The sequence below is a fragment of the Pseudomonas sp. F220 genome (assembly GCF_057813935.1).
Map to the genome: position 1 here is coordinate 36,572 of NZ_JBVASJ010000013.1, position 23,267 is coordinate 59,838.

At 57.8% G+C, this 23,267-nt stretch carries 18 protein-coding genes; 5 read left to right on the forward strand and 13 right to left on the reverse strand.

The window, feature by feature from the left end; all coding sequences use genetic code 11:
- Nucleotides 1–60: 60 nt before the first annotated feature.
- The 7 genes from cmk to mtnA all read right to left on the reverse strand — a co-directional run bounded on the left by cmk (nucleotide 61) and on the right by mtnA (nucleotide 10,724).
- Entirely contained in the window at nucleotides 61–747 is a 687-nt protein-coding gene (gene cmk / locus ACZYSM_RS13760) for a (d)CMP kinase (protein ID WP_489072127.1), read from the reverse strand.
- On the reverse strand, nucleotides 747–2,954 hold the full coding sequence (locus tag ACZYSM_RS13765) for a bifunctional prephenate dehydrogenase/3-phosphoshikimate 1-carboxyvinyltransferase (protein WP_489072032.1): 2,208 nt from the start codon (nucleotides 2,952–2,954) through the stop codon (nucleotides 747–749). The genes cmk and ACZYSM_RS13765 overlap by 1 nt, the downstream gene beginning before the upstream one ends.
- Nucleotides 2,955–2,982: 28 nt before the next feature.
- On the reverse strand, nucleotides 2,983–4,095 hold the full coding sequence (hisC, locus tag ACZYSM_RS13770) for a histidinol-phosphate transaminase (RefSeq protein WP_489072033.1): 1,113 nt from the start codon (nucleotides 4,093–4,095) through the stop codon (nucleotides 2,983–2,985).
- A gap of 10 nt (nucleotides 4,096–4,105) precedes the next feature.
- Nucleotides 4,106–5,200, reverse strand: coding sequence for a prephenate dehydratase (gene pheA / locus ACZYSM_RS13775; protein ID WP_489072034.1), 1,095 nt, complete (start codon nucleotides 5,198–5,200; stop codon nucleotides 4,106–4,108).
- On the reverse strand, nucleotides 5,200–6,285 hold the full coding sequence (serC, locus tag ACZYSM_RS13780; protein WP_489072035.1) for a 3-phosphoserine/phosphohydroxythreonine transaminase: 1,086 nt from the start codon (nucleotides 6,283–6,285) through the stop codon (nucleotides 5,200–5,202). The genes pheA and serC overlap by 1 nt, the downstream gene beginning before the upstream one ends.
- A 253-nt stretch (nucleotides 6,286–6,538) precedes the next feature.
- The gene (gene gyrA / locus ACZYSM_RS13785) at nucleotides 6,539–9,199 is read right to left on the reverse strand and encodes a DNA gyrase subunit A (protein ID WP_489072036.1); all 2,661 of its coding nucleotides are present in this window, start codon (nucleotides 9,197–9,199) and stop codon (nucleotides 6,539–6,541) included.
- Between the two features lie 448 nt (nucleotides 9,200–9,647).
- A complete protein-coding gene (gene mtnA, locus ACZYSM_RS13790; protein WP_489072037.1) occupies nucleotides 9,648–10,724 on the reverse strand; it encodes an S-methyl-5-thioribose-1-phosphate isomerase in 1,077 nt (358 codons plus the stop codon).
- 108 nt (nucleotides 10,725–10,832) lie between these two features.
- Between mtnA and ACZYSM_RS13795 the strand changes: the two genes are divergently transcribed.
- The 5 genes from ACZYSM_RS13795 to ACZYSM_RS13815 all read left to right on the forward strand — a co-directional run bounded on the left by ACZYSM_RS13795 (nucleotide 10,833) and on the right by ACZYSM_RS13815 (nucleotide 15,797).
- Nucleotides 10,833–12,164 carry a TRZ/ATZ family hydrolase gene (locus ACZYSM_RS13795; protein ID WP_489072038.1) on the forward strand — a complete coding sequence of 444 codons (1,332 nt, stop codon included), beginning with the start codon at nucleotides 10,833–10,835 and terminating at the stop codon, nucleotides 12,162–12,164.
- A gap of 64 nt (nucleotides 12,165–12,228) precedes the next feature.
- Complete coding sequence (ubiG, locus tag ACZYSM_RS13800; protein WP_489072039.1) at nucleotides 12,229–12,927, forward strand: bifunctional 2-polyprenyl-6-hydroxyphenol methylase/3-demethylubiquinol 3-O-methyltransferase UbiG; 699 nt, start codon at nucleotides 12,229–12,231, stop codon at nucleotides 12,925–12,927.
- 4 nt (nucleotides 12,928–12,931) lie between these two features.
- Nucleotides 12,932–13,603: an N-acetylmuramic acid 6-phosphate phosphatase MupP gene (mupP, locus tag ACZYSM_RS13805; protein WP_489072040.1), complete on the forward strand. Its 672-nt coding sequence runs from the start codon at nucleotides 12,932–12,934 to the stop codon at nucleotides 13,601–13,603.
- 159 nt (nucleotides 13,604–13,762) lie between these two features.
- Complete coding sequence (locus tag ACZYSM_RS13810) at nucleotides 13,763–14,503, forward strand: YciK family oxidoreductase (RefSeq protein ID WP_489072041.1); 741 nt, start codon at nucleotides 13,763–13,765, stop codon at nucleotides 14,501–14,503.
- Nucleotides 14,504–14,870: 367 nt separating this feature from the next.
- Nucleotides 14,871–15,797, forward strand: a complete 927-nt coding sequence (locus ACZYSM_RS13815; RefSeq protein ID WP_489072042.1) for a GGDEF domain-containing protein — start codon at nucleotides 14,871–14,873, stop codon at nucleotides 15,795–15,797.
- An 80-nt stretch (nucleotides 15,798–15,877) separates the two neighbouring features.
- Here the strand turns inward: ACZYSM_RS13815 and ACZYSM_RS13820 are convergent, their stop codons facing one another.
- From ACZYSM_RS13820 to ACZYSM_RS13845, 6 genes are all read right to left on the reverse strand, one after another.
- Entirely contained in the window at nucleotides 15,878–16,639 is a 762-nt protein-coding gene (locus ACZYSM_RS13820; RefSeq protein WP_489072128.1) for an iron-containing redox enzyme family protein, read from the reverse strand.
- A 78-nt stretch (nucleotides 16,640–16,717) separates the two neighbouring features.
- Nucleotides 16,718–19,177, reverse strand: a complete 2,460-nt coding sequence (locus ACZYSM_RS13825; protein ID WP_489072043.1) for an EAL domain-containing protein — start codon at nucleotides 19,175–19,177, stop codon at nucleotides 16,718–16,720.
- A 202-nt stretch (nucleotides 19,178–19,379) separates the two neighbouring features.
- A complete protein-coding gene (locus ACZYSM_RS13830; protein WP_489072044.1) occupies nucleotides 19,380–21,206 on the reverse strand; it encodes an ABC transporter ATP-binding protein in 1,827 nt (608 codons plus the stop codon).
- Nucleotides 21,199–21,801: a DsbA family protein gene (locus ACZYSM_RS13835; RefSeq protein WP_489072129.1), complete on the reverse strand. Its 603-nt coding sequence runs from the start codon at nucleotides 21,799–21,801 to the stop codon at nucleotides 21,199–21,201. The genes ACZYSM_RS13830 and ACZYSM_RS13835 overlap by 8 nt, the downstream gene beginning before the upstream one ends.
- Before the next feature lie 36 nt (nucleotides 21,802–21,837).
- Nucleotides 21,838–22,776 carry an oxygen-dependent tRNA uridine(34) hydroxylase TrhO gene (trhO, locus tag ACZYSM_RS13840; protein ID WP_489072045.1) on the reverse strand — a complete coding sequence of 313 codons (939 nt, stop codon included), beginning with the start codon at nucleotides 22,774–22,776 and terminating at the stop codon, nucleotides 21,838–21,840.
- 183 nt (nucleotides 22,777–22,959) lie between these two features.
- Nucleotides 22,960–23,259, reverse strand: a complete 300-nt coding sequence (locus tag ACZYSM_RS13845; protein ID WP_489072046.1) for a BolA family protein — start codon at nucleotides 23,257–23,259, stop codon at nucleotides 22,960–22,962.
- Nucleotides 23,260–23,267 lie beyond the last annotated feature (8 nt).

Genomic DNA, 23,267 nt, shown 5'->3' on the forward strand with positions numbered 1-23,267 from the left:
ACGTTCATATAAAAGAAAAACCGCAGGACTATGCCTGGTGTCCCCTGCGGAGTTTCTTGGTCACCCGGCGACATCGCGAATGGCGATCTCGCTCATGATGCGTTCCAGCACCTGTTCGATGGACAATTCCGTGGAATCCAGCTGTATGGCGTCAGCCGCCGGTTTGAGCGGGGCTACCGCTCGCTGGGTGTCACGCTCATCGCGTGCACGTATCTCATCTAGCAGACTCGACAGACTAACATCATCGCCTTTGGCCTTCAACTGCAAGTAACGGCGACGTGCACGCTCCTCGGCGCTAGCGGTCAGAAAAATCTTCAGCGGCGCATCGGGGAAAACCACAGTACCCATATCCCGACCATCAGCCACCAGACCCGGAGGCTCCTGGAACGCCCGTTGGCGCTGCAGCAAAGCGTCCCGCACCGCCGGCAGCGCAGCTACCTGAGAAGCCCAGGCACCGACTTGTTCGTTGCGCAAGTCGTCGGTGACATCGTCACCCTCGAGGATGATCCGCTGCGGATGACCTTCGGTCGCCCCGACGAACTGCACGTCGAGATGAGCCGCAAGCAATTTCAGCGATTCTTCATTGGTCAGGTCGACCCCATGATTACGCGCAGCAAATGCCAGCAAGCGGTACAAGGCACCTGAATCCAGCAGACACCAGCCCAAGCGCTTGGCCAGAATACCTGCGATGGTGCCTTTACCCGAACCGCTTGGCCCATCAATGGTAATTACCGGCGCTTTGGTCATCACGACTGAGCCTCTTGCGCAACGCGAATACCGACTTGCGCGCACAACGCGAGGAAGTTAGGGAAAGAGGTCGCAACGTTGGCGCAGTCATGAATACGGATTGGAGCACTGGCGCGCAGCGAAGCGACACTGAATGCCATGGCAATGCGGTGATCGCCATGACCATGCACCTCACCCCCACCCATCTGGCCACCCTCAATGATGATGCCGTCCGGGGTCGGCTCGCACTTGACGCCCAGTGCCAGCAAACCATCCGCCATGACTTGGATACGATCCGACTCTTTGACTCGAAGCTCTTCTGCGCCACGCAGTACGGTGCGGCCTTCGGCACAGGCGGCAGCTACAAACAGCACTGGAAATTCATCGATGGCCAACGGAACCAGCTCTTCCGGTATCTCGATACCTTTGAGCCTGGCGGCGCGCACACGCAGATCAGCCACCGGTTCGCCGCCGACTTCGCGCTGGTTTTCCAGGGTGATATCAGCCCCCATCAGACGCAGGATGTCGATGACGCCGGTACGGGTCGGGTTGATGCCGACGTGCTCAAGCACCAGCTCAGAGCCTTCGGCAATCGACGCTGCAACCAGGAAGAACGCCGAGGAGGAAATATCCCCTGGGACTTCAATATGGGTTGCCGTCAGCTTGTGCCCGGACTCGACCGAAGCCGTAGCGCCATTAACCGTTACCGGGTAGCCGAAACCACGCAACATACGCTCGGTATGGTCGCGGGTGGGAGCAGGCTCGGTCACGGTGGTTTTGCCATCGGCGTACAGGCCAGCCAACAGCAGACAGGATTTAACCTGGGCACTGGCCATCGGCATGGTGTAGGTCAGGCCTTTGAGCTTGTTACCACCGCGAATGGTCATCGGTGGACGACCTTCTGCAGCCGTTTCGATGACTGCGCCCATTTCGCGAAGCGGATTGGCCACACGATTCATCGGCCGCTTGGACAGCGAAGCGTCACCGGTCAAGGTACTGTCGAAGCTCTGCGCCGCCAGCAAACCCGACAGCAGGCGCATCGATGTACCGGAGTTACCCAGATAGATCGGCCCCGGAGCCGGCTTCAAGCCGTGCAGGCCAACGCCGTGAATGGTCACGCGACCATGGTGCGGACCTTCGATCACTACACCCATGTCACGGAAAGCCTGCAGCGTCGCCAGGGCGTCTTCGCCCTCGAGGAAACCTTCGACTTCGGTGGTGCCTTCGGCGAGAGAGCCGAGCATGATCGAACGGTGGGAAATCGATTTGTCGCCTGGTACACGAATCCGCCCAGTCAGGCGGCCACCAGGATTAGCCAGGAAAATCAGGTCGTTGGAGTTCATAGCGTCCACATAGGCCCGGCGGGCCAGGATTTTACTGAAATGCTCGCGGGCAACCCGGGCGCGTGTAAAAACGCCCAACAGTTGGTGCCCATCCCCTGCATCGACCGCGTCGCGCAAGGCGTCGAGGTCGCTGCGAAATGTATCGAGTGTGCGCAGGACAGCTTCGCGATTGGCGAGGAAGATGTCGTGCCACATGACCGGGTCGCTACCGGCAATTCTCGTGAAATCGCGGAAACCGCCGGCAGCGTAACGGAAGATTTCAAGATTTTCACTGCGCTTGGCCAACGAATCGACCAAACCGAATGCCAGCAAGTGCGGTAGGTGGCTCGTGGCCGCCAGTACCTCATCATGACGCTCAACCTGCATGTGCTCAACATCCGCGCCCAGCTCGCGCCACAGCCTGTCAACCATCGCCAGCGCTGCGGGATCAGTCTGCGCCAGCGGTGTCAGAATCACTTTGTGCCGACGGAACAACTGCGCATTGGAGGCCTCTACCCCGCTCTGCTCGGAGCCCGCAATCGGATGTCCCGGCACAAAGCGCGCGGGCATGCCGCCGAATGCTTCGCTCGCAGCACGCACCACATTGCCTTTGGCGCTGCCGACGTCCGTCAGAATCGCCTGCCCCAGGTCCATACCTGCCAAAACGGCCAGCAATTTCTCCATGGCCAGAATCGGCACTGCCAACTGAATAACGTCGGCACCACTGCAAGCGACAGCAAGGTCTTCTTCGCAGCGATCCACTACGCCAAGCTCAACCGCCAACTTGCGCGATTGCGGATCAAGATCGACCCCTACAACCTCGCGACACAGGCCGCTTTCGCGCAGACCTTTGGCAAAGGAGCCACCAATCAGACCCAGACCGACCACAACAAGGCGACCGATCATAGGCGCAGCAGGTTGCATTGCAATGACATCAACCACGAGCCAGAACCTTGGCCAACGCCTCAAGGAAGCGGCTGTTTTCAGCCGGCAGACCAATGGTGATGCGCAGGTGATTCGGCATGCCGTAGTTAGCTACCGGACGCACGATGACACCTTCACGCAGCAAACCCTGAAACACCGGCGCCGCGACGCGATCCAGATCGACAGCAATGAAGTTGCCTTTGGATGGAATCCAGCTCAGACCCAACTCGCGAAAGCCCGACTCCAGCTGCTGCATGCCGGATTCGTTCAAACGCCGGCTTTGCGCCAGATACTCGGCATCCTGCAGAGCAGCACAGGCCGCGGCCAGGGCCAGGCTGTTGACGTTGAACGGCTGACGTACACGATTCAGTACATCGGCGACGACCGCCGTGGACAGGCCATAGCCAACACGCAACGCAGCCAGACCATAGGCCTTGGAGAACGTCCGCGAGACCAGCAGGTTCGGGTAAGCCGCGAGGAAGTCCAGGCCATCCGGAAGATCGCTACCTTCGGCATATTCGATATAGGCTTCGTCGAGCACCACCAACACATGTTCGGGCACATCCTGAAGGAATTCGTCCAACGCCTCGGCACCGAACCAGGTACCGGTCGGGTTGTTCGGATTGGCGATGAAGACCACGCGGGTATTGCTGTCGATAGCCTCGAGCATCGCCGGCAAATCATGGCCCCAGTCTTTGGCCGGGATCACCCGCGCCTCGGCGCCCACGGCCTGGGTGACGATCGGATAGACTGCGAACGCATGCTCACTGAACACCGCATTCAGACCGGGCGCCAGATAGGCACGGGCCACCAGCTCCAGAATGTCATTGGAACCGTTACCCAGGGTCACTTGGTCGAGCTGCACACGGCACTGCTCGGCCAACAAACTCTTGAGGGCAAAGCCGTTGCCATCGGGATAACGGGTCAGCTCGGTCAGCGCTTCGCGAATCGCCGCCAAGGCTTTAGGGCTAGCACCCAACGGGTTTTCGTTGCTCGCCAGTTTGACGATTTTTGCCGGATCGATATCCAGCTCACGCGCCAGTTCGTCCACGGGTTTGCCCGGGACGTAAGGCGAAAGTTGTTGCACGCCCGGCTGTGCCAGAGCGAGGAAGTCGCCACTCATTGTTAAAGCCTCAGAGAACCGCTTTCGGGTAGGAACCCAGCACTTTGAGTGCCACTGCTTCCTGACTGATCTTCTCCAGCACAGCCTTGATCAGCGGATCACGGTGATGCCCGACGAAGTCGATGAAGAACACATAGGTCCATTTGCCGCTGCGCGAAGGCCGGGTTTCGATCCGCGTCAGGTCGATGCCATTGTCGTGGAACGGCACCAGCAACTCGTGAAGCGCACCGGGCTTGTTGCTCATGGAGACGATGATCGAGGTCTTGTCGTCGCCGGTCGGCGGTACTTCCTGGCTGCCAATCATCAAGAAACGCGTGGAGTTATCCGGGCGATCCTCGATTTTCTCGGCCAGACGAGTCAGGCCGTACAAACCCGCCGCCATGTCGCCGGCAATGGCTGCCGAGTTCCACTCACCCTTGACCCGCTTGGCCGCTTCGGCGTTGCTGGAAACCGCCACGCGCTCGACATTCGGGTAATGGGCATCCAGCCACTTGCGGCACTGGGCCAGGGACTGGGCGTGAGAATAGATGCGGCTGATGCTGTCGGTTTTAGTATTTTCACCGACCAACAGGTGATGGTGGATACGCAGTTCGACTTCACCGCAGATCACCATGTCGTGCTCGAGGAAGCTGTCGAGAGTGTGGTTGACCGCGCCTTCGGTGGAGTTTTCCACAGGGACCACGCCAAAGTTCACCGCACCGGCAGCCACTTCACGGAACACTTCATCGATCGCAGCCATTGGCTTGCTGATCACTGCATGACCAAAGTGCTTCATGGCCGCTGCTTGAGTGAAGGTGCCTTCCGGGCCGAGATAAGCCACTTTCAGGGGCTGCTCCAGCGCCAGGCACGAAGACATGATTTCGCGGAACAGTCGCGCCATTTCCTCGTTGCCCAACGGACCTTTATTGCGCTCCATGATCTTCTTGAGCACCTGAGCTTCGCGCTCAGGGCGATAGAACACCGGCACTTCGCCTTCGGCTAGCGAAGCCATCTTTACTCGCGCGACTTCCTGGGCGCAACGCGCACGCTCACTGATCAGCTCGAGGACTTTCTCGTCCAGGCTGTCAATGCGCAGGCGCAGTGCCTTGAGTTCTTGCTCAGACATTAGCCGTGTTCCTTCTCGAACTCTGCCATGTACGCCACCAGCGCGTTGACCGCGGTGATGTCGACGGCGTTGTAGATAGAGGCGCGCATGCCACCTACGGAACGGTGGCCCTTGAGGTTCAACAGACCGCGCTCCTCGGCACCCACCAGGAACGGCTTGTCGAGGCGATCGTCAGCCAGACGGAACGGCACGTTCATCCACGAGCGGTCAGTCTTGTTGATCGGGTTGCTGTACAGACCGCTGGCATCGATGAAGCCATACAGCGTGCGCTGCTTGACGTCATTGAGCTTGCCGATGGCTTCTACGCCGCCCTGCTCTTTCAGCCATTCGAAGACCAGGCCGGACAGGTACCAGGCCAGGGTTGGCGGGGTGTTGTACATAGAGCCGTTATCGGCCGCGACCTTGTAGTCGAGCATGGTCGGGCAGATTGAACGGGCGCGACCCAGCAGGTCTTCGCGAACAATGTTGACGACGATACCGCTCGGGCCGATGTTTTTCTGTGCGCCGGCGTAGATCATGCCGAAACGCGAGATATCCACAGGGCGGGACAGGATGTCCGAAGACATGTCTGCAATCAGTGGCACATCACCGGTTTCCGGGATCCAGCTGAATTCCAGGCCGCCGATGGTTTCGTTCGGCGCGTAGTGCACGTAGGCCGCGTCGTGCGACAGCTTCCATTCGTTCTGACCGGGAATTGCGAAATAATCGTAAGGCTTGGCCGTCGCCGCCACATTGACGGTGCCGAAGCGCGAAGCTTCTTCAATGGCTTTCTGCGACCAGATACCGGTATCGATATAGTCAGCCTTGCCAGTTTCCGGCAACAGGTTCAGAGGAATCTGAGCAAATTGCTGACTGGCGCCGCCTTGCAGAAACAGCACTTTATAGTTCGAGGGGATATCCAGCAGATCACGCAGATCCTGCTCGGCCTTGGTCGCGATGGAGACGAACTCATCACTGCGATGGCTCATTTCCATGACCGACAGGCCCTTGCCGTGCCAGTCGAGGAGTTCACCCTGCGCGCGCTGCAGGACAGCTTCGGGAAGCGCCGCGGGACCGGCACAGAAGTTATAGGCTCTCTTGCTCACATCCAATCTCGCTCTGATTTGGTGGTATCACGCAATAAATCGCATTATCCGTCGACACAGGGTTCCTGCTGAAGCAAACATTTGTGGGAGCGAGCCTGCTCGCGATTGCATCAACGCGGTGCTTCAGACGTACCGCGGCGCCTGCATCGCGAGCAGGCTCGCTCCCACAAGGGATCTCCATGGGTGTCGATATTTCCGTCAGGGACATACAACAAGGGGGAGAATTTTCATCCGCCCCCCCTTGCGTGTCCGTTTACTCCTGCGGTTCGGCGTCGTCGGCCGCGGCATCGAGTTGCTGATCGTCAACAACATCATCATCGATGACTACACCGCCCTCGAACTCAGCGCCTTCCTCGCCTTCCAGCTCTTCGCCTTCGACTTCGGATGGCTCCTGAACGCGCTCCAGACCGACCAGTGTTTCGTCGCTGGCCAGCTTGATCAGGGTCACACCCTGAGTGTTACGACCGAGACTGGACACTTCGTCGACGCGGGTACGAACCAGTGTGCCCTGGTCGGAAATCAACATGATCTCCTCGCCATCGAGCACCTGGACTGCACCGACCAGACGGCCGTTACGATCGTTGCTGACCATGGCGATAACGCCCTGACCGCCACGCTTGTACTCAGGGAACTCGCTGATAGCCGTACGCTTGCCGTAACCACGCGCCGAAGCGGTGAGAATCTGGCTGCCTTCTTCCGGGATCAACATGGAAATCAGCTTCTGACCTTCCGGCAGACGCATGCCACGTACGCCGCGAGCGGTACGCCCCATGGCACGAACGTCGGACTCTTTGAAGCGGGTAACCTTGCCGCCATCGGAGAACAGCATGACTTCGCGCTCGCCATCAGTGATCGCGGCGCTGATCAATACGTCGCCTTCGTCCAGCTCCAGCGCGATCAAGCCAACGCTGCGTTGACGGCTGAATTGCTCCAGCGGCGTCTTCTTCACAGTACCGTCGGCAGTAGCCATGAAGATGTAGTGACCTTCGGTGTATTCGTCGACTGGCAGCATGGTGGTGATGTATTCACCCTCACCCAACGGCAGCAGGTTGACCAATGGACGACCACGGGCAGCACGGGATGCTTCCGGAATTTCGTAGGTTTTCAGCCAGTAAACCTTGCCCTTGCTGGAGAACAGCAGCAGCGTGGTGTGACTGTTGGCGACCAGCAGGTGAGCGATGTAGTCCTCATCCTTGACGCCGGTAGCCGATTTACCTTTACCGCCACGACGCTGAGCCTGGTACGCAGCCAATGGCTGGGTCTTGGCATAGCCACCGTGAGAAATAGTCACGACGCGCTCTTCTTCCGGGATCATGTCACCCAGGGTCAGGTCGAGACGGGCATCGAGGATCTCGGTGCGACGCACATCGCCGTACTCGGCACGAATGGCTTCCAGTTCCTCGCGAATCACTTCCATCAAGCGCACAGCGCTGTTGAGGATGCGGATCAGCTCACCGATCTGGTTGAGGATTTCCTGGTATTCGGCCAGCAGTTTTTCGTGTTCCAGGCCGGTCAGACGGTGCAGACGCAGCTCCAGAATGGCTTGCGCCTGTTCTGGCGAAAGGAAGTACTTACCTTCACGCAGACCGTATTGCGGGTCAAGGTTGTCCGGACGGCAGGAATCAGCGCCGGCACGTTCAACCATCGCGACCACTGCACTGGATTCCCAAGGTGTGCTGATCAGCGCTTCCTTGGCTTCCGACGGGGTTGGCGAAGCCTTGATCAGTGCGATGACCGGGTCGATGTTCGACAGGGCAACGGCTTGACCTTCGAGAATGTGACCACGCTCGCGGGCTTTACGCAGCTCAAACACGGTACGGCGGGTAACAACTTCGCGACGGTGACGTACGAAGGCTTCCAGCAGATCCTTCAGGTTGAGGATTCGCGGACGACCGTCAATCAGCGCAACGATGTTGATGCCGAACACGGCTTGTAGCTGGGTCTGGGCGTAGAGGTTGTTGAGGATGACCTCAGGCACTTCGCCACGACGCAGCTCGATCACGACGCGCATACCGTCCTTGTCGGACTCGTCACGCAGCTCAGTGATACCTTCGATCTTCTTCTCTTTGACCAGCTCGGCGATCTTCTCGATCAGACGCGCCTTGTTCAACTGGTAAGGGAGTTCAGTGATGACGATCTGCTGACGACCACCGACCTTGTCGATGTCTTCGATCATCGAACGGGCACGCATGTAAATGCGCCCGCGACCCGTGCGGTAGGCTTCAATGATACCGGCGCGACCGTTGATGATCGCGGCAGTCGGGAAGTCCGGGCCGGGGATGAATTGCATCAGCTCATCGATGGTCAACTCAGGGTTGTCGATGAGTGCCAGGCAACCGTCGATGACTTCACCGAGGTTGTGCGGCGGAATATTGGTCGCCATGCCCACGGCGATACCGCTGGAGCCGTTGACCAACAGGTTGGGAATACGGGTTGGCATGACCGCGGGGATCATTTCGGTGCCGTCGTAGTTCGGCACCCAGTCCACGGTTTCTTTGTGCAGGTCGGCCAGCAGCTCGTGCGCCAGCTTGGTCATGCGCACTTCGGTGTATCGCATGGCCGCGGCGTTATCGCCGTCAACCGAACCAAAGTTACCCTGACCGTCTACCAACAGATAGCGCAGGGAAAAAGGCTGGGCCATACGAACGATGGTGTCATACACCGCAGTATCACCATGAGGGTGATACTTACCGATCACGTCACCGACAACACGGGCAGATTTCTTGTACGGCTTGTTCCAGTCGTTACTCAGCTCGCTCATCGCGAACAGTACGCGCCGGTGCACGGGCTTCAAGCCATCGCGCGCATCAGGCAGTGCCCGCCCGACAATTACGCTCATTGCGTAATCGAGGTAGGACTGCCTCATCTCGTCTTCGATATTGACCGGGATGATTTCTTTGGCCAGTTCGCCCATGAGAAGCCTGATTCCTTTTTCTGGTGAAACTTCGTCACATCCATATGGGACGAACGAAGCTCGTCGATGCAGGCTTAGTGCCATGCATCGACTTACGACAAATCAACGAGTTATGCCATGGATCTGCGCAGTAAAGACAGCCACATCTGGCTACCTTGGAAACCGCCGGATGTTATCACAATCGCCGCCACGCACCTATCCCCCAGACGCGCATGGAGCATAGTTAGTTGGCCGGTGACCGCCTGATAGGGGACGAGAGAAGCTTAGAGCTGTGTTGAATGAAGAATCGGGGGGATGGATGAGGGTCATTTGCTGTCTGTGAGGGCCAATCGCGAGCAGGCTCGCTCCCACATTTGATCTGTGTTGCGCCACAAATTGTCGGCACACCCTCGATACAGTGTGGGAGCGAGCCTGCTCGCGATGGCGATTTAATAGACACCAGAAATCGTCAATGCAACCGCTTGCGACACATCAACTGAGCCAGTTTTGCGGCATCGGGCCGCTCGACAATGCCTTTTTCGGTGACGATGGCGTCGATCAGGTCCGCCGGGGTGACGTCGAAAACCGGATTGAAAGCGTCTACATCAGCCCCGACGCGCTTGCCGCCGACTTCCAGCAGTTCGCTGCCGCCACGCTCTTCGATAGGAATATCGTCACCGCTGGCCAGGGTCATGTCGATGGTCGAACTCGGTGCCACCACCATGAAGCGCACTCCGTGGTGCATGGCGCACACCGCCAACTGGTAGGTGCCAATCTTGTTCGCCACGTCGCCATTGGCGGTAATCCGGTCGGCGCCGACGATCACCCAGGTCACGCCCTTGGTTTTCATGATGTGTGCGGCAGCCGAGTCAGCGTTCAGCGTGACCGGAATACCTTCGTTTGCCAGCTCCCAGGCAGTCAGCCGCGAGCCTTGCAGCCAAGGTCGGGTTTCATCGGCGTAGACCCGCTCCACCATGCCTTCCAGCCAGGCGCCACGAATCACTCCCAGCGCCGTGCCGAAGCCGCCAGTGGCCAAGGCGCCAGTATTGCAATGAGTCAGAATCGTCTGGGCATTGCCCTGGTGCTTGCGGATCAGATCGACACCCAATTGCGCCATGGTCAGATTGGCTTCGCGATCACTTTCATGGATGGCCAAGGCCTCTGCCTCAAGGACCGCCAACGGATCGGCATGCCCTTTTAGCCGCTCAAGCCGCTCGCGCATACGGTTCAGCGCCCAGAACAGATTGACCGCCGTGGGCCGCGAATCCGCGAGCAAAGCAAAGTCCTCTTCCAGGGCTGCCTGCCAGTCACCGCCAGCGGCAAATCGTGTGCGCGCTGCCAGCACCACGCCATAGGCCGCACTGATACCAATGGCCGGGGCGCCACGCACAACCATCGAACGAATGGCTTCTGACACGCCGGCTGCACTGGTGTAAGCAATCCAGTTTTCTTCGAACGGCAAAATGCGCTGATCGAGCAGGTACAGGGCATCATCCCGCCAATCGATGGCCTTCACCTTCTCCGCAGCCAACAGTCGATCGCGCATGCCTCACCCCGTACTCATGAACAAAAGCCGCCGATTATAGCGATCCCCCTGCGAAGACGCTCGGGTATACTTCGCCATCCTTTACAAAAGCACTGGAACCCACCCTCGATGCCGAACCCTGCCGTTGCGCTCGACTTACTATTGCTGCCGACCTGGTTGGTGCCTGTCGAACCCGCTGGTGTGGTCCTCAAAGAGCATGGTTTGGGTATCCGTGATGGCCGCATTGCGTTCATCGGACCGCGCGCCGACGCCCTCAAGCTCAACGCTACTGAAGTCCGCGAATTGCCGGGCATGCTGCTCAGCCCCGGCCTGATCAATGCTCACGGGCATGCCGCGATGACCCTGTTTCGCGGCCTGGCCGATGACTTGCCGCTGATGACCTGGCTGGAGCAGCACATCTGGCCCGCCGAAGCCAAGTGGGTCGATGAGGACTTTGTTCGCGATGGCACTGATCTGGCGATCGCCGAACAACTTAAAGGCGGTATCACTTGTTTCTCCGACATGTATTTCTTCCCTAAAGTTGCCAGCGAACGCGTACACAACAGCGGTATTCGCGCGCAGATTGCCATTCCGATCCTCGACTTTCCGATTCCCGGCGCAAGCGATGCCGACGAGGCCATCCGTCAAGGCATCGAGCTGTTCAGTGATCTCAAGCACCATCCACGCATCAAAATCGCCTTCGGTCCTCATGCACCCTACACCGTCGGCGATGAGAACCTCGAGAAAATCCGGGTCATCGCCGAGGAGCTGGACGCCTCGATTCATATGCACGTCCACGAAACCGCCTTCGAAGTGCAGCAATCCGTCGAGCAGCGCGGCGAGCGGCCAATGGCCCGCCTGGGCCGCCTGGGCTTGCTCGGGCCGCGCTTCCAGGCCGTTCACATGACGCAAATCAGCGATGATGACTTGGTTTTACTGGTAGAAAGTAACAGTAGCGTGATTCATTGCCCGGAATCGAACCTGAAACTGGCCAGCGGCTTCTGCCCGGTCGAGCGTTTGTGGCAGGCCGGCGTCAACGTGGCGGTCGGCACCGATGGTGCAGCCAGCAACAATGACCTGGATCTACTCGGCGAGACCCGTACCGCGGCACTGCTGGCCAAGGCCGTCGCTGGCTCGGCGACCGCTCTGGATGCCCATCGCGCATTGCGCATGGCAACGCTCAATGGCGCCCGAGCGCTAGGGCTGGACGCCGAAGTCGGCTCACTGGAAGTCGGCAAGGCTGCTGACCTGGTGGCCTTTGACCTCTCAGGCCTGGCGCAGCAACCGGTTTATGACCCGGTCTCGCAGCTTATATATGCCACTGGCCGGGACTGCGTGAAACACCTTTGGGTCGCCGGCAAGCAATTGCTCGACGACCGGCGCCTGACCCGCCTGGATGAACAACAGCTATGCGCCACGGCCGTAGCCTGGGGCAAACGCATCAGCGGCCATTGCCAATAGATAGCAACCTTGAGCGAACGCTCAAGGCTTACAACAGAATTTATTAGATTTAGAGGATGACCCCATGAGCAACGTCGACCACGCTGAAATTGCCAAGTTCGAAGCCCTGGCCCATCGCTGGTGGGACCGTGAAAGCGAGTTCAAACCGCTGCACGACATCAACCCGTTGCGGGTCAACTGGATTGATGAGCGGGTAAAACTGGCCGGCAAGAAAGTCCTCGACGTCGGCTGCGGCGGCGGCATCCTTAGCGAAGCCATGGCTCAGCGCGGCGCAACGGTGATGGGCATCGACATGGGCGAAGCGCCACTGGCCGTGGCTCAACTGCATCAACTGGAATCCGGCGTCAGCGTCGAGTACCGGCAGATCACCGCCGAAGGCCTGGCCGAAGAAATGCCGGAGCAATTCGACGTAGTCACCTGCCTGGAAATGCTCGAACACGTGCCAGACCCCTCTTCGGTGATCCGCGCGTGCTTTCGCATGGTCAAGCCCGGCGGCCAAGTATTCTTTTCCACCATCAACCGCAATCCCAAGGCATTCCTGTTCGCCATTGTCGGCGCCGAATACATCATGAAACTGCTGCCTCGCGGCACCCACGACTTCAAGAAATTCATCCGCCCTTCCGAGCTTGGCGCCTGGAGCCGCTCTGCCGGACTGACCGTCAAGGACATCATCGGTCTGACCTACAACCCGCTGACCAAGCACTACAAATTGGCTTCGGACGTTGACGTCAACTACATGATCCAGACCCTGCGGGAGGAGTAAGCCCATGCGTATCAGAGCGGTTCTTTTCGACATGGACGGCACGCTGCTCGACACCGCACCGGACTTTATCGCCATTTGCCAGAGCATGCGCGCCGATCGCGGCCTGGCGCCGATTTCCGACAAGCATATCCGCGACGAGATCTCCGGCGGAGCACGAGCCATGGTTGCCGTGACCTTTTCGATGGACCCGGAATCACCGGGCTTCGAGGAACTGCGCCTGGAGTTTCTGGAGCGCTACCTGAAAGACTGCGCAGTCCACAGCAAACTTTTCGATGGGATGGCCGAGCTGTTGGCAGACATCGAAAAAGCCAATCTGATTTGGGGCGTCGTCACCAATAAGCCGGTACGTTTTGCCGAACCGATCATGCAGCAACTGGGGTTGGCGGAGCGTTCGGCCGTGCTGATCTGCCCGGATCATGTGAAGAACAGCAAACCTGATCCCGAGCCGCTGATCCTCGCCTGCAAGATGCTCGATCTGGATCCGGCCAGCGTGCTGTTTGTTGGCGATGACCTGCGCGATATCGAGTCAGGCCGTGACGCAGGCACCAAAACTGCTGCAGTGACCTGGGGCTATATTCATCCAGACGATAATCTCCGTCATTGGGGCGCGGACGTAGTGGTCGATCATCCGCTGGAGTTGCGTAAGGTTCTTGATAATGCGTTGTGTGGCTGCTGATCACCTTTCCTGACGCGTTGTGCTGCTGATCGCCTTTCCTGTAGGAGCGAGCTTGCTCGCGATGGACTTCACGTTGACGCGTTTCGTCAGGCAGCACGCGTTATCGTTAACGCCCATCGCGAGCAAGCTAGCTCCTACCGAATTTTGTTGAGGTTTTTTATGTTTGATTACTCCGCACGCCCTGAATTGCTCAAAGGCCGGGTCATTCTGATCACCGGCGCTGGCCGTGGCATTGGTGCTGCTGCCGCAAAAACCTTTGCAGCTCATGGCGCCACCGTGCTGCTACTGGGCAAAACCGAAGCCAACCTGACCCAGGTTTATGACGAAATCGAAGCAGCCGGCCACCCACAACCGGCAGTCATTCCATTCAACCTGGAAACTGCGCTGCCGCATCAGTACGACGAGCTGGCCGCCATGGTCGAAACCGAGTTCGGGCACCTGGATGGTTTGCTGCACAACGCCTCGATCATTGGCCCGCGCACCCCGCTGGAGCAGCTGTCCGGTGAGAACTTCATGCGCGTAATGCAAGTCAACGTCAATGCCATGTTCATGCTGACCAGCACCATGCTGCCGCTGCTCAAGCTGTCCCAGGACGCATCGGTGGTGTTCACCTCAAGCAGTGTCGGACGCAAAGGCCGCGCCTACTGGGGCGCCTACGGAGTCTCGAAGTTTGCGACCGAAGGTTTGATGCAAACCCTGGCCGACGAACTGGACACCGTCGCACCCGTGCGCGCCAACAGCATCAACCCTGGCGCCACCCGCACCAGCATGCGGGCTCAGGCATATCCTGGCGAGAATCCAAGCAACAATCCGACGCCCGAAGAAATCATGCCGGTCTATCTGTACCTGATGGGGCCGGATAGCACCGGCATCAACGGTCAGGCCTTCGACGCTCAGTAACCCCCCCTCCAACCACCGCGACGGAATACCGTCGCGGCGCATGCAGAAAGGTCATTCGGCCTGTTATCGAAGCCAAATAAATGCCGCGACTTCCATACGCAGTTATGCCTTTATCGACCAACCAATTGAATTAAAACGCGTTTTATTTAACTGAACCGAATGGCACGACTTTCGCTCTAACACTGTTCAGACACGCAGCGTGTTAGCGAAGCGGGCATCGCTTGAGCCGGGGCTTATAACGATCGGTAAAGCAGACTAGACTGCAGTCACTTGTCCTACGGGACTGATGGACCAGTATGACGCACAGCCCGCAGCCGCTTTCACCCAGCCTGTAAGACAGCATTACGTGCTTAGGGGCTCACGCCATATGAAATCGCCGACCCAGACCAACGCAATTGATTTTGATAGCGCCAAATTGCAACGCTTGGGCTTTGGTCAGCAGTCACCACTTCTGCAACGCCCCGTCAGCCTCGCGCAACTGCGCCAACAACTCAGCCTGCAGTTGCAAACCAGTCTTGAGCCACAGCTCATCTTGGGATTGTTCTTCCGCGAAATTCAGCGACTCGTCCCACTGGATGCCTTGAGCTACCAGCACCAGGCCAGCGATTTGCGCCTGGAGTTCGGTCAGCGCGGACACCATTGCGGGAGCTACAGCCTCAGCCATAAAGGCGAACACTTGGGTGAGCTGGTGTTTCGACGCAATCAACGCTTTAGCGAACAGGAGCTGGGCAATCTGGAATCCCTGCTGTCCTCGCTGCTCTTTCCGATACGTAATGCCCTGCTGTACCGGGCAGCCACCCGTAGCGCGCTGCGTGACCCACTGACGGACACCGGCAACCGGATTGCCATGGATCAGACATTTCAACGGGAAATCGAAATGTCCCGTCGGCATCTGCAACCGCTATCGCTATTAATGCTGGATATCGACCACTTCAAGAGAATCAACGACAGCCACGGTCACAGTGCTGGCGACAAAGTACTCAAGGCCGTAGCCGCCTCGATCAAAGACCAGTTACGCAACGTCGACATGGTGTTTCGATATGGTGGCGAGGAGTTTTTGATCCTGCTCTCCAATACGGCTCGAGAAGCCGCCGCCATGGTTGGCGAGCGGCTACGCCATGCGGTACAGGCTCAGGACTACTCGGCAGAGGACACGCTTATCGAACTGACGGTAAGCCTTGGCTGCGCCACCTTGCTACCTGGTGAGTCAGCCGAAAGCCTGTTGCACCGAGCAGACAGCGCCTTGTATGTGGCAAAACGTGAAGGCCGTAACCGGCTGGCGATGGCGGGTTGAAGGCTCAGGATTCGACTCAATCGTTCCTGGAACCCAAGATCAAAAGATCGCAGCCTGCAGCAGCTCCGTTTTTTTTGCGCTTAGCTCTCGGCCAGCGCCATGCGCTCACGAGCTACCGGCACCTTTTCCGACTGTTCCAACTGCATGCAGCGCTCTAGAAACAAATGCATGTAGTCGTAGCTCTTGCAAACGGCCTGGTGTAACTCGATTTGCAGCGATTTACTTGGATTCATACCCGCCAGCGTGCAGATGATATCCAGTGCTTCCCACGGGTGCGCATCATCGTACTGAGCATGCATCTTCAGCCACTTCATCGCTCGCTTGCGGTCTTCCTCCGGGAAAGCCGCTGCGTAGATGTCGCTGGAACAAACTAACGCTGACCACTCGCCAGTAGCACCCTCAATCGCATAGTTGGTCGCGGCAATAGCTACAATCAGCGAATCGGCCGAACAGGTGTGCCAGCACCAATGACTAAGGGCATGAAGCTCTGGCGCTACCTGTTGCGCCTGTAAATCTTCCAGGCTGACACCGTACGCACTGCTCCAGTGCACCCAATAATCGGCGTGATTGAGCTCTACGCGAATGTTACGCATCAACCAGCGGCGCGCCATGTCTTCGCCAGGGTGGCGTGCAAAGCGGGTCTTGATCAGGTTTTGTGCCATGTACAAAGCAAACTGTTCAACAACTGGCCAGCCACCGATCAGGTACTGACGCATGGTTTTCGCGCTAAGCTTGTTATCACGCATGCGCTGATACAGTTCGTGCTCGACCACCCGGCGTTTGCTCTCGCTGCAATCCTGGATCAGTTTCTGAGCCCAGGCGGGATAACTTGCGGCTTCCATAAGCGGGCCGATTCTGTTGAATGTGTCGATCACTGTCGAGCTCCTTTTGATTGTGATTGTACGGATCAGCAAGAGATTTCAACGGAACGTGCCAGGCGCCTTGACTAACAAAGGCTGTGGTCGCGCGGGCCGACACTGCAGGCTGTCACACGTAAACAATTGCGGGCGTTGGATAATGTACCCTTGAGCGTAATCCACTCCGATTTCCAGCAAGGCCTGCTCAATCTGAGGCGTTTCAACAAACTCGGCAATTGTGCGTTTACCCATGACATGACCGATGTGATTGATCACTTCGACCATAGCGCGGTTAATCGGGTCGTCCAGCATATCCTTTACGAAACTTCCATCGATCTTCAAGAAGTCTACAGGTAAATGTTTGAGATAAGCGAATGAGGACATGCCGGCACAAAAGTCATCCAATGAGAAATGACACCCCAAGCCTTTGAGCTCATTAATAAATCTAATTGCACTCCCCAGGTTGGAAATTGCACTGGTTTCTGTGATTTCAAAACAAATCATTTCAGGAGGGATAGCGTAGGCAATGAACTGCTCACGCAGGAAGTCCAGAAAGTCGCGATCTCCGATAGTAATGCCCGACAGATTTATCGCACACATGGCCATCGGCCCTTCTCGCCCTTCAGCTATACATTGGGCAATGACCTTGAATACATTCTGTACCACCCAACGATCCAGCGACGTCATTAACCCGTAACGCTCGGCGGCGGGAATAAAGCTGTTGGGCAGAATCATCCGCCCTGCTTCGTCATGCAACCGCAGCAATATTTCAATATGACCACCCCCACGCTCCGTCAGACCCAACGCGGCGATTTCCTGGGCATATAAACAGAAACGGTTTTCCTCCAGTGCCATGTGCAGTCGTTGTACCCACGCCATCTCGCCAAAGCGCAAGGACAACTCCGAGTCGTCGGCATGGTAGACCTGTACCCGATTGCGCCCTTTCTCCTTGGCCATGTAGCAGGCCATGTCGGCGGCACGTAATGACGCTTCAAGGGTGGTGGGTGTTTGCGAGACGTGAACCAGGCCGATACTGACCGTGGTCACAAAAGGCCGACCTTTCCACACGAAATGGAGGTTCTGCACAGTCTGGCGCAACCCCTCGGCGATTTTCTCTGCGGCGTCCGACGGGCAGCTTTCAAGCAGGATGCCGAATTCGTCCCCACCCAACCGGGCCAAGGTATCGCCTTCGCGCAAACCCGATTGCAACAAGGCACAGATATGCCGTAACAGTTCATCGCCCGCCGCATGGCCGCATGTGTCATTAACCAGCTTGAACTGATCCAGGTCGAGAAACATCACGGCGTGCCGGCCCGGCTGACGTGTCAGATTGTGCAAGGCTTGTTCGAGGCGATATTCGAATTCGCGACGGTTAGCCAGGCCCGTCAGCGCATCGTGAGTCGCCTGCCATGAAAGGTTGGCGATGTACTGACGCTCTTGAGTCATGTCGTGCAACACCAGTACCGTGCCACTGACTTTACCGGCGCTCTGGATTGGCGCGCCGACCAGGGTGACCGACACCGTACTGCCGTCCAGGCGCTGAATGAGTTTAGAGTGCTCACTGCCGCCGCTGAGTTGACCACTCAAAATGTGTTCGATCAGGGTAAAACCATCAGTCTGGGCGTTTTCATCCAAAAGATTGAATAACGCCGCCAACGGCAGACCGGTGGCCTGCTCGGCTTTCCAGTGAGTCAGCTCTTCAGCCGCAGGGTTCATATAAGCGATCGCCCCTCCGACATCCGTGGTGATAACGCCATCGCCAATGGATTGCAGGGTAATTTGCGCCCGCTCTTTTTCCAGCTGCAAGGCGTCGGCAAATGCATGGCGTTGCTTCAGCAGTTTGTGAGTACGCAACAGTGCCAAGGCGATCAGTACCAGCGCGGTGGCCAGATTGGTGATCAGCAACAACCTCAGAATGACCCGCGACCCTTCGCCCAATGCATCGCTAAAGGCTTTGGCAGCAGGCGTCACACTATCGTTGATGGCAAGTACCCGGGCCTTCCAGCGTTGAACATCGGCAGGCGTGGCCTGGTCACTGGTAATGTACTGGTGCATCTCGCGCGCGACTGTATCCAGTTGCACCAGATAGCTATCGCCCACAGTCCACAGATCAATGGCTTTTTCCAGGTAACTGAAGTGGCGAAAGTTCAGGTACAACCAGATCAGACTGGAGACGTCATCCGGATGATTGCCGCCCTTGAGGATACCCTCACGCGCAGCTTCAAGGTCTGGGGGCTGGCGATCCAGAGCGATACGCAGCTCATGCCCGCCTTGCGGCACAGCGATAGCATTCTGATACTTGAGGAAAATCGCTTCGTCGCGACTGTCGGCATACAGGTTGAGGTAATAAATAGCGTCTTTCTGGCCCTTGGACCACAGACTTTCACCTGCCACATAGCCGCGCACCGCCGACAGAACGTACAGGCTCACGCCCCCCAGTAATGCCTGCAATAACACAACGGCAATAAATGGCCAGACGATGCCTAACAACCGTGGTGTTCCGAGAGTCCGCTTTTGCTTCATGACGTCCCTTGCATAAACACTGCCAGATGAACACCCGAGTGAGTTTTGCTCCTAACTGCACAGACTAGGCTAATTTTCGACAACTCGAACGGTTGGATGCTTTGTTCAAAATCGATTTAGTTGCGGCGCAAAAGATTGGCAGCGCAAAAGCAATATTTCAACCAGTGAATTCAAGCACTAAGCACAGAAAACAGGACAAAACTCAAGGTCGCTGCACCTGCTGCAAATGACCGTAAAGTTTGGCATACAGGCCGCCGTCGGCAATTAGCTGTTGATGGTCGCCATCTTCGGCAATCTGCCCACCATCAAACACAAGTACTCGATCAGCTTGTTTTACCGCAGACAGACGATGGGCAATGATCAATGTTGTCCGACCGTTTAGAAAACGCGCCAGCGCCTGGTGCAGGTTGTACTCGGTAGCAGCGTCCAGTGCAGAAGTGGCCTCGTCGAGTATCACCACCTTAGGTTCGGCCAGGACCATCCGCGCAATAGCCAGACGCTGTCGCTGACCACCAGACAAACGCACGCCGGAACGCCCGACGATACTGTCAAGTCCTTGCGGCAAGGCTTTAATCGTGGCATCCAGTTGGGCAATTTCCAGCGCCTGCCAGCAGGCCTCATCGCTACGCCCGCGCCCCATGGTCAGGTTGGCCCTTACCGTATCGTTGAACAGCGCCGGGTGCTGCAGCACGACTGCAACGTGCTCGCGCACAGTTTCCAGGCCGATTTCCTGTTGGGTCAAACCGCCGAAACGGATGCTGCCCGACTGCGGCGTGTAGAGCCCCAAAAGCAATTGCACCAAGGTACTTTTTCCGCCGCCGCTGGCACCGACGATCGCGACTTTTTCACCGGGAGCGATGGACAGGTTCATTTGATTCAGCACCCACTCATCGCCGTAACCGAAGCTCAAACCACGAACCTCGATGCCCACCGTCTCACGCCCCTGAAAAGGGTTATTACCACCGGGGTATTGCGGCTCATCGGCACGGGAGAGCAACTCATTGATCCGCGTCAACGCCCCTCCCGCCGCGTAATAGGCGTACTGCAAATTGAGCAATTGCTCGACCGGACCGATCATGAACCAGAGATAACTGAACACCGCCAGCATCTGGCCGATGGACAGGTCAGAAAACAGCACGGTGAGCATGGCCGCCGCGCGGAAGATGTCGATACCGAACTGGAACAGCAAACCGCTGGCCCGGCTGGAGGCGTCAGTCTTCCATTGCGAGTTCACCGCATAATCGCGAACTTCCTGTGCCCGCAGGCCCAAGCGGCCAAGGAAAAAGCCCTGGCGATTACCGGCGCGGACTTCCTGGATTGCATCCAGGGTTTCGGTGAGCGCCTGGGTAAACCGCGAAGTGCTGTCGTTCTCCAGCTTTTTCAGGTGTTTGACCCGCTTGCCCAGTTGCACCGTGGCGTAAATCACCAGCGGATTGAACAGTAAAATCAACAACGCCAGTTGCCAATGCATCCACACCAGAATGCCCGCAGTCCCGACCAGCGTCAGCATGGCCACCAGAAAACGACTAAGGGTTTCACCGACAAATTTATCAACGGTATCCAGATCGGTGACCAAATGGGTGGTCACTGTGCCGCTGCCCAGGCTTTCGTACTCGCCGAGGGAGATGCGCTTGAGTCGCTCGATCAGCCTGACGCGAATGCGGTAGACGATGTCTTTGGCCAAGCCTGCAAACAATCGTGCCTGCAGGACGTTGAACAGCAACGCGCCGCAACGCAGTGTCAGGGTTACCAGCAACATCAGGCCGATGTAGCCGGCGGCACTTTGCCAGCCTGTCGGTAGCGCGTGATTCATGACCTTCAGTGCGGCATCGCCATGCCCCAGCAGCACTTCGTCCACCAACAAGGGCAACAGCAAGGGGATCGGTACGCTACAGAGCGTCGCCAACACCGCTAAGCCATTGGCAATCCACAGGGATTTCTTGTGATGTAACGCCAAACGGCGGATTTCCGCCCAACTCAGCCGATCGATCCGCTTGGGTTGCTCCGCGCTGTCAGGCTGATCATGCACAGGCGGCACGCTCCAGCCAACGACCGAGCAACGGGGACAGCTCCTTAAGCGGCTGATAGCCATTGGTCAGCAGCGCCAATTGACCATCGCGCTCGGCGAGCAAGGTCGGAAAACCGGCGATCCCCAAGTCCTGGACCCAGGTAAAATCCGCCGCCGTCGCCGCATGCTGCTCAGCGCGGTCGAAGGCTGCTGCAAACTCGATACGCGGCAAGCCCGCTGCGTCAGCCAGCTCCACCAACACACTGGCGTGGGTGACGTCGCGACCTTCGGCATAAAAGGCGTGCTGAATCAGTTTGAGCAGTTTCCAGGCACAGTCAGGCGCCAGACTGCGCGCGGTCACCACCGCCCGGCAGGCCGGTTCGGTGTCATAGACAAAACCTTCGGGCAAAGCGCCTTCGAGTTTGAACGGCTGGCCAGTGGCTTCGGTGACCGCCTGCCAATGCTCAAGGATGTAACGCCGCGTGGTCGGCTCTAGCGCTGCGCCACTGCCGGTCCTTAAACCACCTACCACCAGGTGCAACTCAACGCCCGCGGCATGCGCCTGCTCTACCAGGGCCTCTGCCACAGGAGCAAAGCCCCAGCACCAGGAACACATCGGATCCATTACATAGAGCAGGCGCGCGGACATGATTCAGGCCTCGGATGGCTGTTTGTAGTTGTAACCAATTGGATGTGGCAGGTTGCGGGCTTTTGCCAATTCGATCTGCTTTTGCCGGTCGATAGCGCTGCGCCGGGTCTTCTCACTCAGCTTATCCCAGCAATGCGGGCAACTGATGCCGGCCACATAGTGCTCGGAGGTGCGGTCTTCGACGCTGATGGGTGTACGACAGGCATGACACTGATCGTAGTCGCCTTCACTCAGATCGTGACGGACGGTGACCCGGTTATCGAAAACGAAGCAGTCGCCACGCCACTGGCTTTCTTCCTGCGGCACCTCTTCGAGGTACTTCAGGATGCCGCCCTTGAGGTGAAACACTTCATCGAAGCCCTGGCTGAGCATGAAGCTCGAAGCCTTCTCGCAACGAATGCCGCCGGTGCAGAACATGGCGACTTTCTTGTGTTTGGCTGGATCGAAGTTGGCTTTGATGTAGTCAGGAAATTCGCGAAAACTGGTGGTTTTCGGATCGATGGCGCCTTCGAAGGTGCCGATCGAGACTTCATAGTCGTTGCGGGTATCGATCAACAGCACTTCCGGATCGCTGATCAGGGCGTTCCAGTTCTGCGGATCGACGTAAGTGCCGACCTGTTTGTTCGGGTCGACGCCGTCAACACCGAGGGTAACGATCTCTTTCTTGAGTTTGACCTTGGTCCGATAGAACGGCTGATCTTCGCAGTACGACTCTTTGTGATCGATATCATCCATACGCGGATCGCTCTTCAACCAGGCCATCAGCCCGTCGATGCCTTCACGGCTGCCGGAAACGGTACCGTTGATGCCTTCTTCGGCGATCAGCAAGGTGCCTTTGACGCCGTTATCGACCATCGCCTGCAGCAGCGGCTCGCGCAGGGCGACGTAATCTTCAAGGGTGACGAACTTATACAGTGCCGCCACGACAATGTTTTGTGTCATGGGAAATCTCCAGGTGGCTACCCTCGTAAAGGGTGAACCGGATGCAAAAAAAACGCGCCGACTGAGCGGCGCGTTACGGATTCTAGCAAAAACAGCTGCGGTTGGCTGTAGATCGTCAAGATCGCAGCCTGCGGCAGCTCCTACAAAAGCTCGTCCTGCGCACCTCCCGCAGGCTGCGATCTTTTAATGCTTACTCCCGCCGGCGCAGGTCGGCGATGCCGGAACCACGCCGATTTTCGCCCATTCTTCAGGCGTGTAGGTATGCAGCGCCAACGCATGGAACTCACCCATCAAGTCGCCGAGAGTGGCGTAAACCTTTTGGTGACGCTTGACGCTGTTAAGCCCGGCAAACTGTTCACTGACCAGCACTGCCTTGAAGTGGGTTTGCAGCCCACGACTGTGCATATGGCTTTCATCCAGTACTTGCAGATGCTCGGGCTGCAATGCGCTCAGCGCCGATTCAATACGTTGTTGCATGGTCATTCCTGGGC

Coding starts and splice junctions, on each gene's coding strand:
- cmk (WP_489072127.1), bottom strand. CDS start 747: ATGACCAAAGCGCCGGTAATTACCATTGATGGGCCAAGCGGTTCGGGT.
- ACZYSM_RS13765 (WP_489072032.1), bottom strand. CDS start 2,954: ATGATCGGTCGCCTTGTTGTGGTCGGTCTGGGTCTGATTGGTGGCTCC.
- hisC (WP_489072033.1), bottom strand. CDS start 4,095: ATGAGTGGCGACTTCCTCGCTCTGGCACAGCCGGGCGTGCAACAACTT.
- pheA (WP_489072034.1), bottom strand. CDS start 5,200: ATGTCTGAGCAAGAACTCAAGGCACTGCGCCTGCGCATTGACAGCCTG.
- gyrA (WP_489072036.1), bottom strand. CDS start 9,199: ATGGGCGAACTGGCCAAAGAAATCATCCCGGTCAATATCGAAGACGAG.
- mtnA (WP_489072037.1), bottom strand. CDS start 10,724: ATGCGCGATCGACTGTTGGCTGCGGAGAAGGTGAAGGCCATCGATTGG.
- ACZYSM_RS13795 (WP_489072038.1), top strand. CDS start 10,833: ATGCCGAACCCTGCCGTTGCGCTCGACTTACTATTGCTGCCGACCTGG.
- ubiG (WP_489072039.1), top strand. CDS start 12,229: ATGAGCAACGTCGACCACGCTGAAATTGCCAAGTTCGAAGCCCTGGCC.
- mupP (WP_489072040.1), top strand. CDS start 12,932: ATGCGTATCAGAGCGGTTCTTTTCGACATGGACGGCACGCTGCTCGAC.
- ACZYSM_RS13810 (WP_489072041.1), top strand. CDS start 13,763: ATGTTTGATTACTCCGCACGCCCTGAATTGCTCAAAGGCCGGGTCATT.
- ACZYSM_RS13815 (WP_489072042.1), top strand. CDS start 14,871: ATGAAATCGCCGACCCAGACCAACGCAATTGATTTTGATAGCGCCAAA.
- ACZYSM_RS13820 (WP_489072128.1), bottom strand. CDS start 16,639: ATGGAAGCCGCAAGTTATCCCGCCTGGGCTCAGAAACTGATCCAGGAT.
- ACZYSM_RS13825 (WP_489072043.1), bottom strand. CDS start 19,177: ATGAAGCAAAAGCGGACTCTCGGAACACCACGGTTGTTAGGCATCGTC.
- ACZYSM_RS13835 (WP_489072129.1), bottom strand. CDS start 21,801: ATGTGTTCCTGGTGCTGGGGCTTTGCTCCTGTGGCAGAGGCCCTGGTA.
- trhO (WP_489072045.1), bottom strand. CDS start 22,776: ATGACACAAAACATTGTCGTGGCGGCACTGTATAAGTTCGTCACCCTT.
- ACZYSM_RS13845 (WP_489072046.1), bottom strand. CDS start 23,259: ATGACCATGCAACAACGTATTGAATCGGCGCTGAGCGCATTGCAGCCC.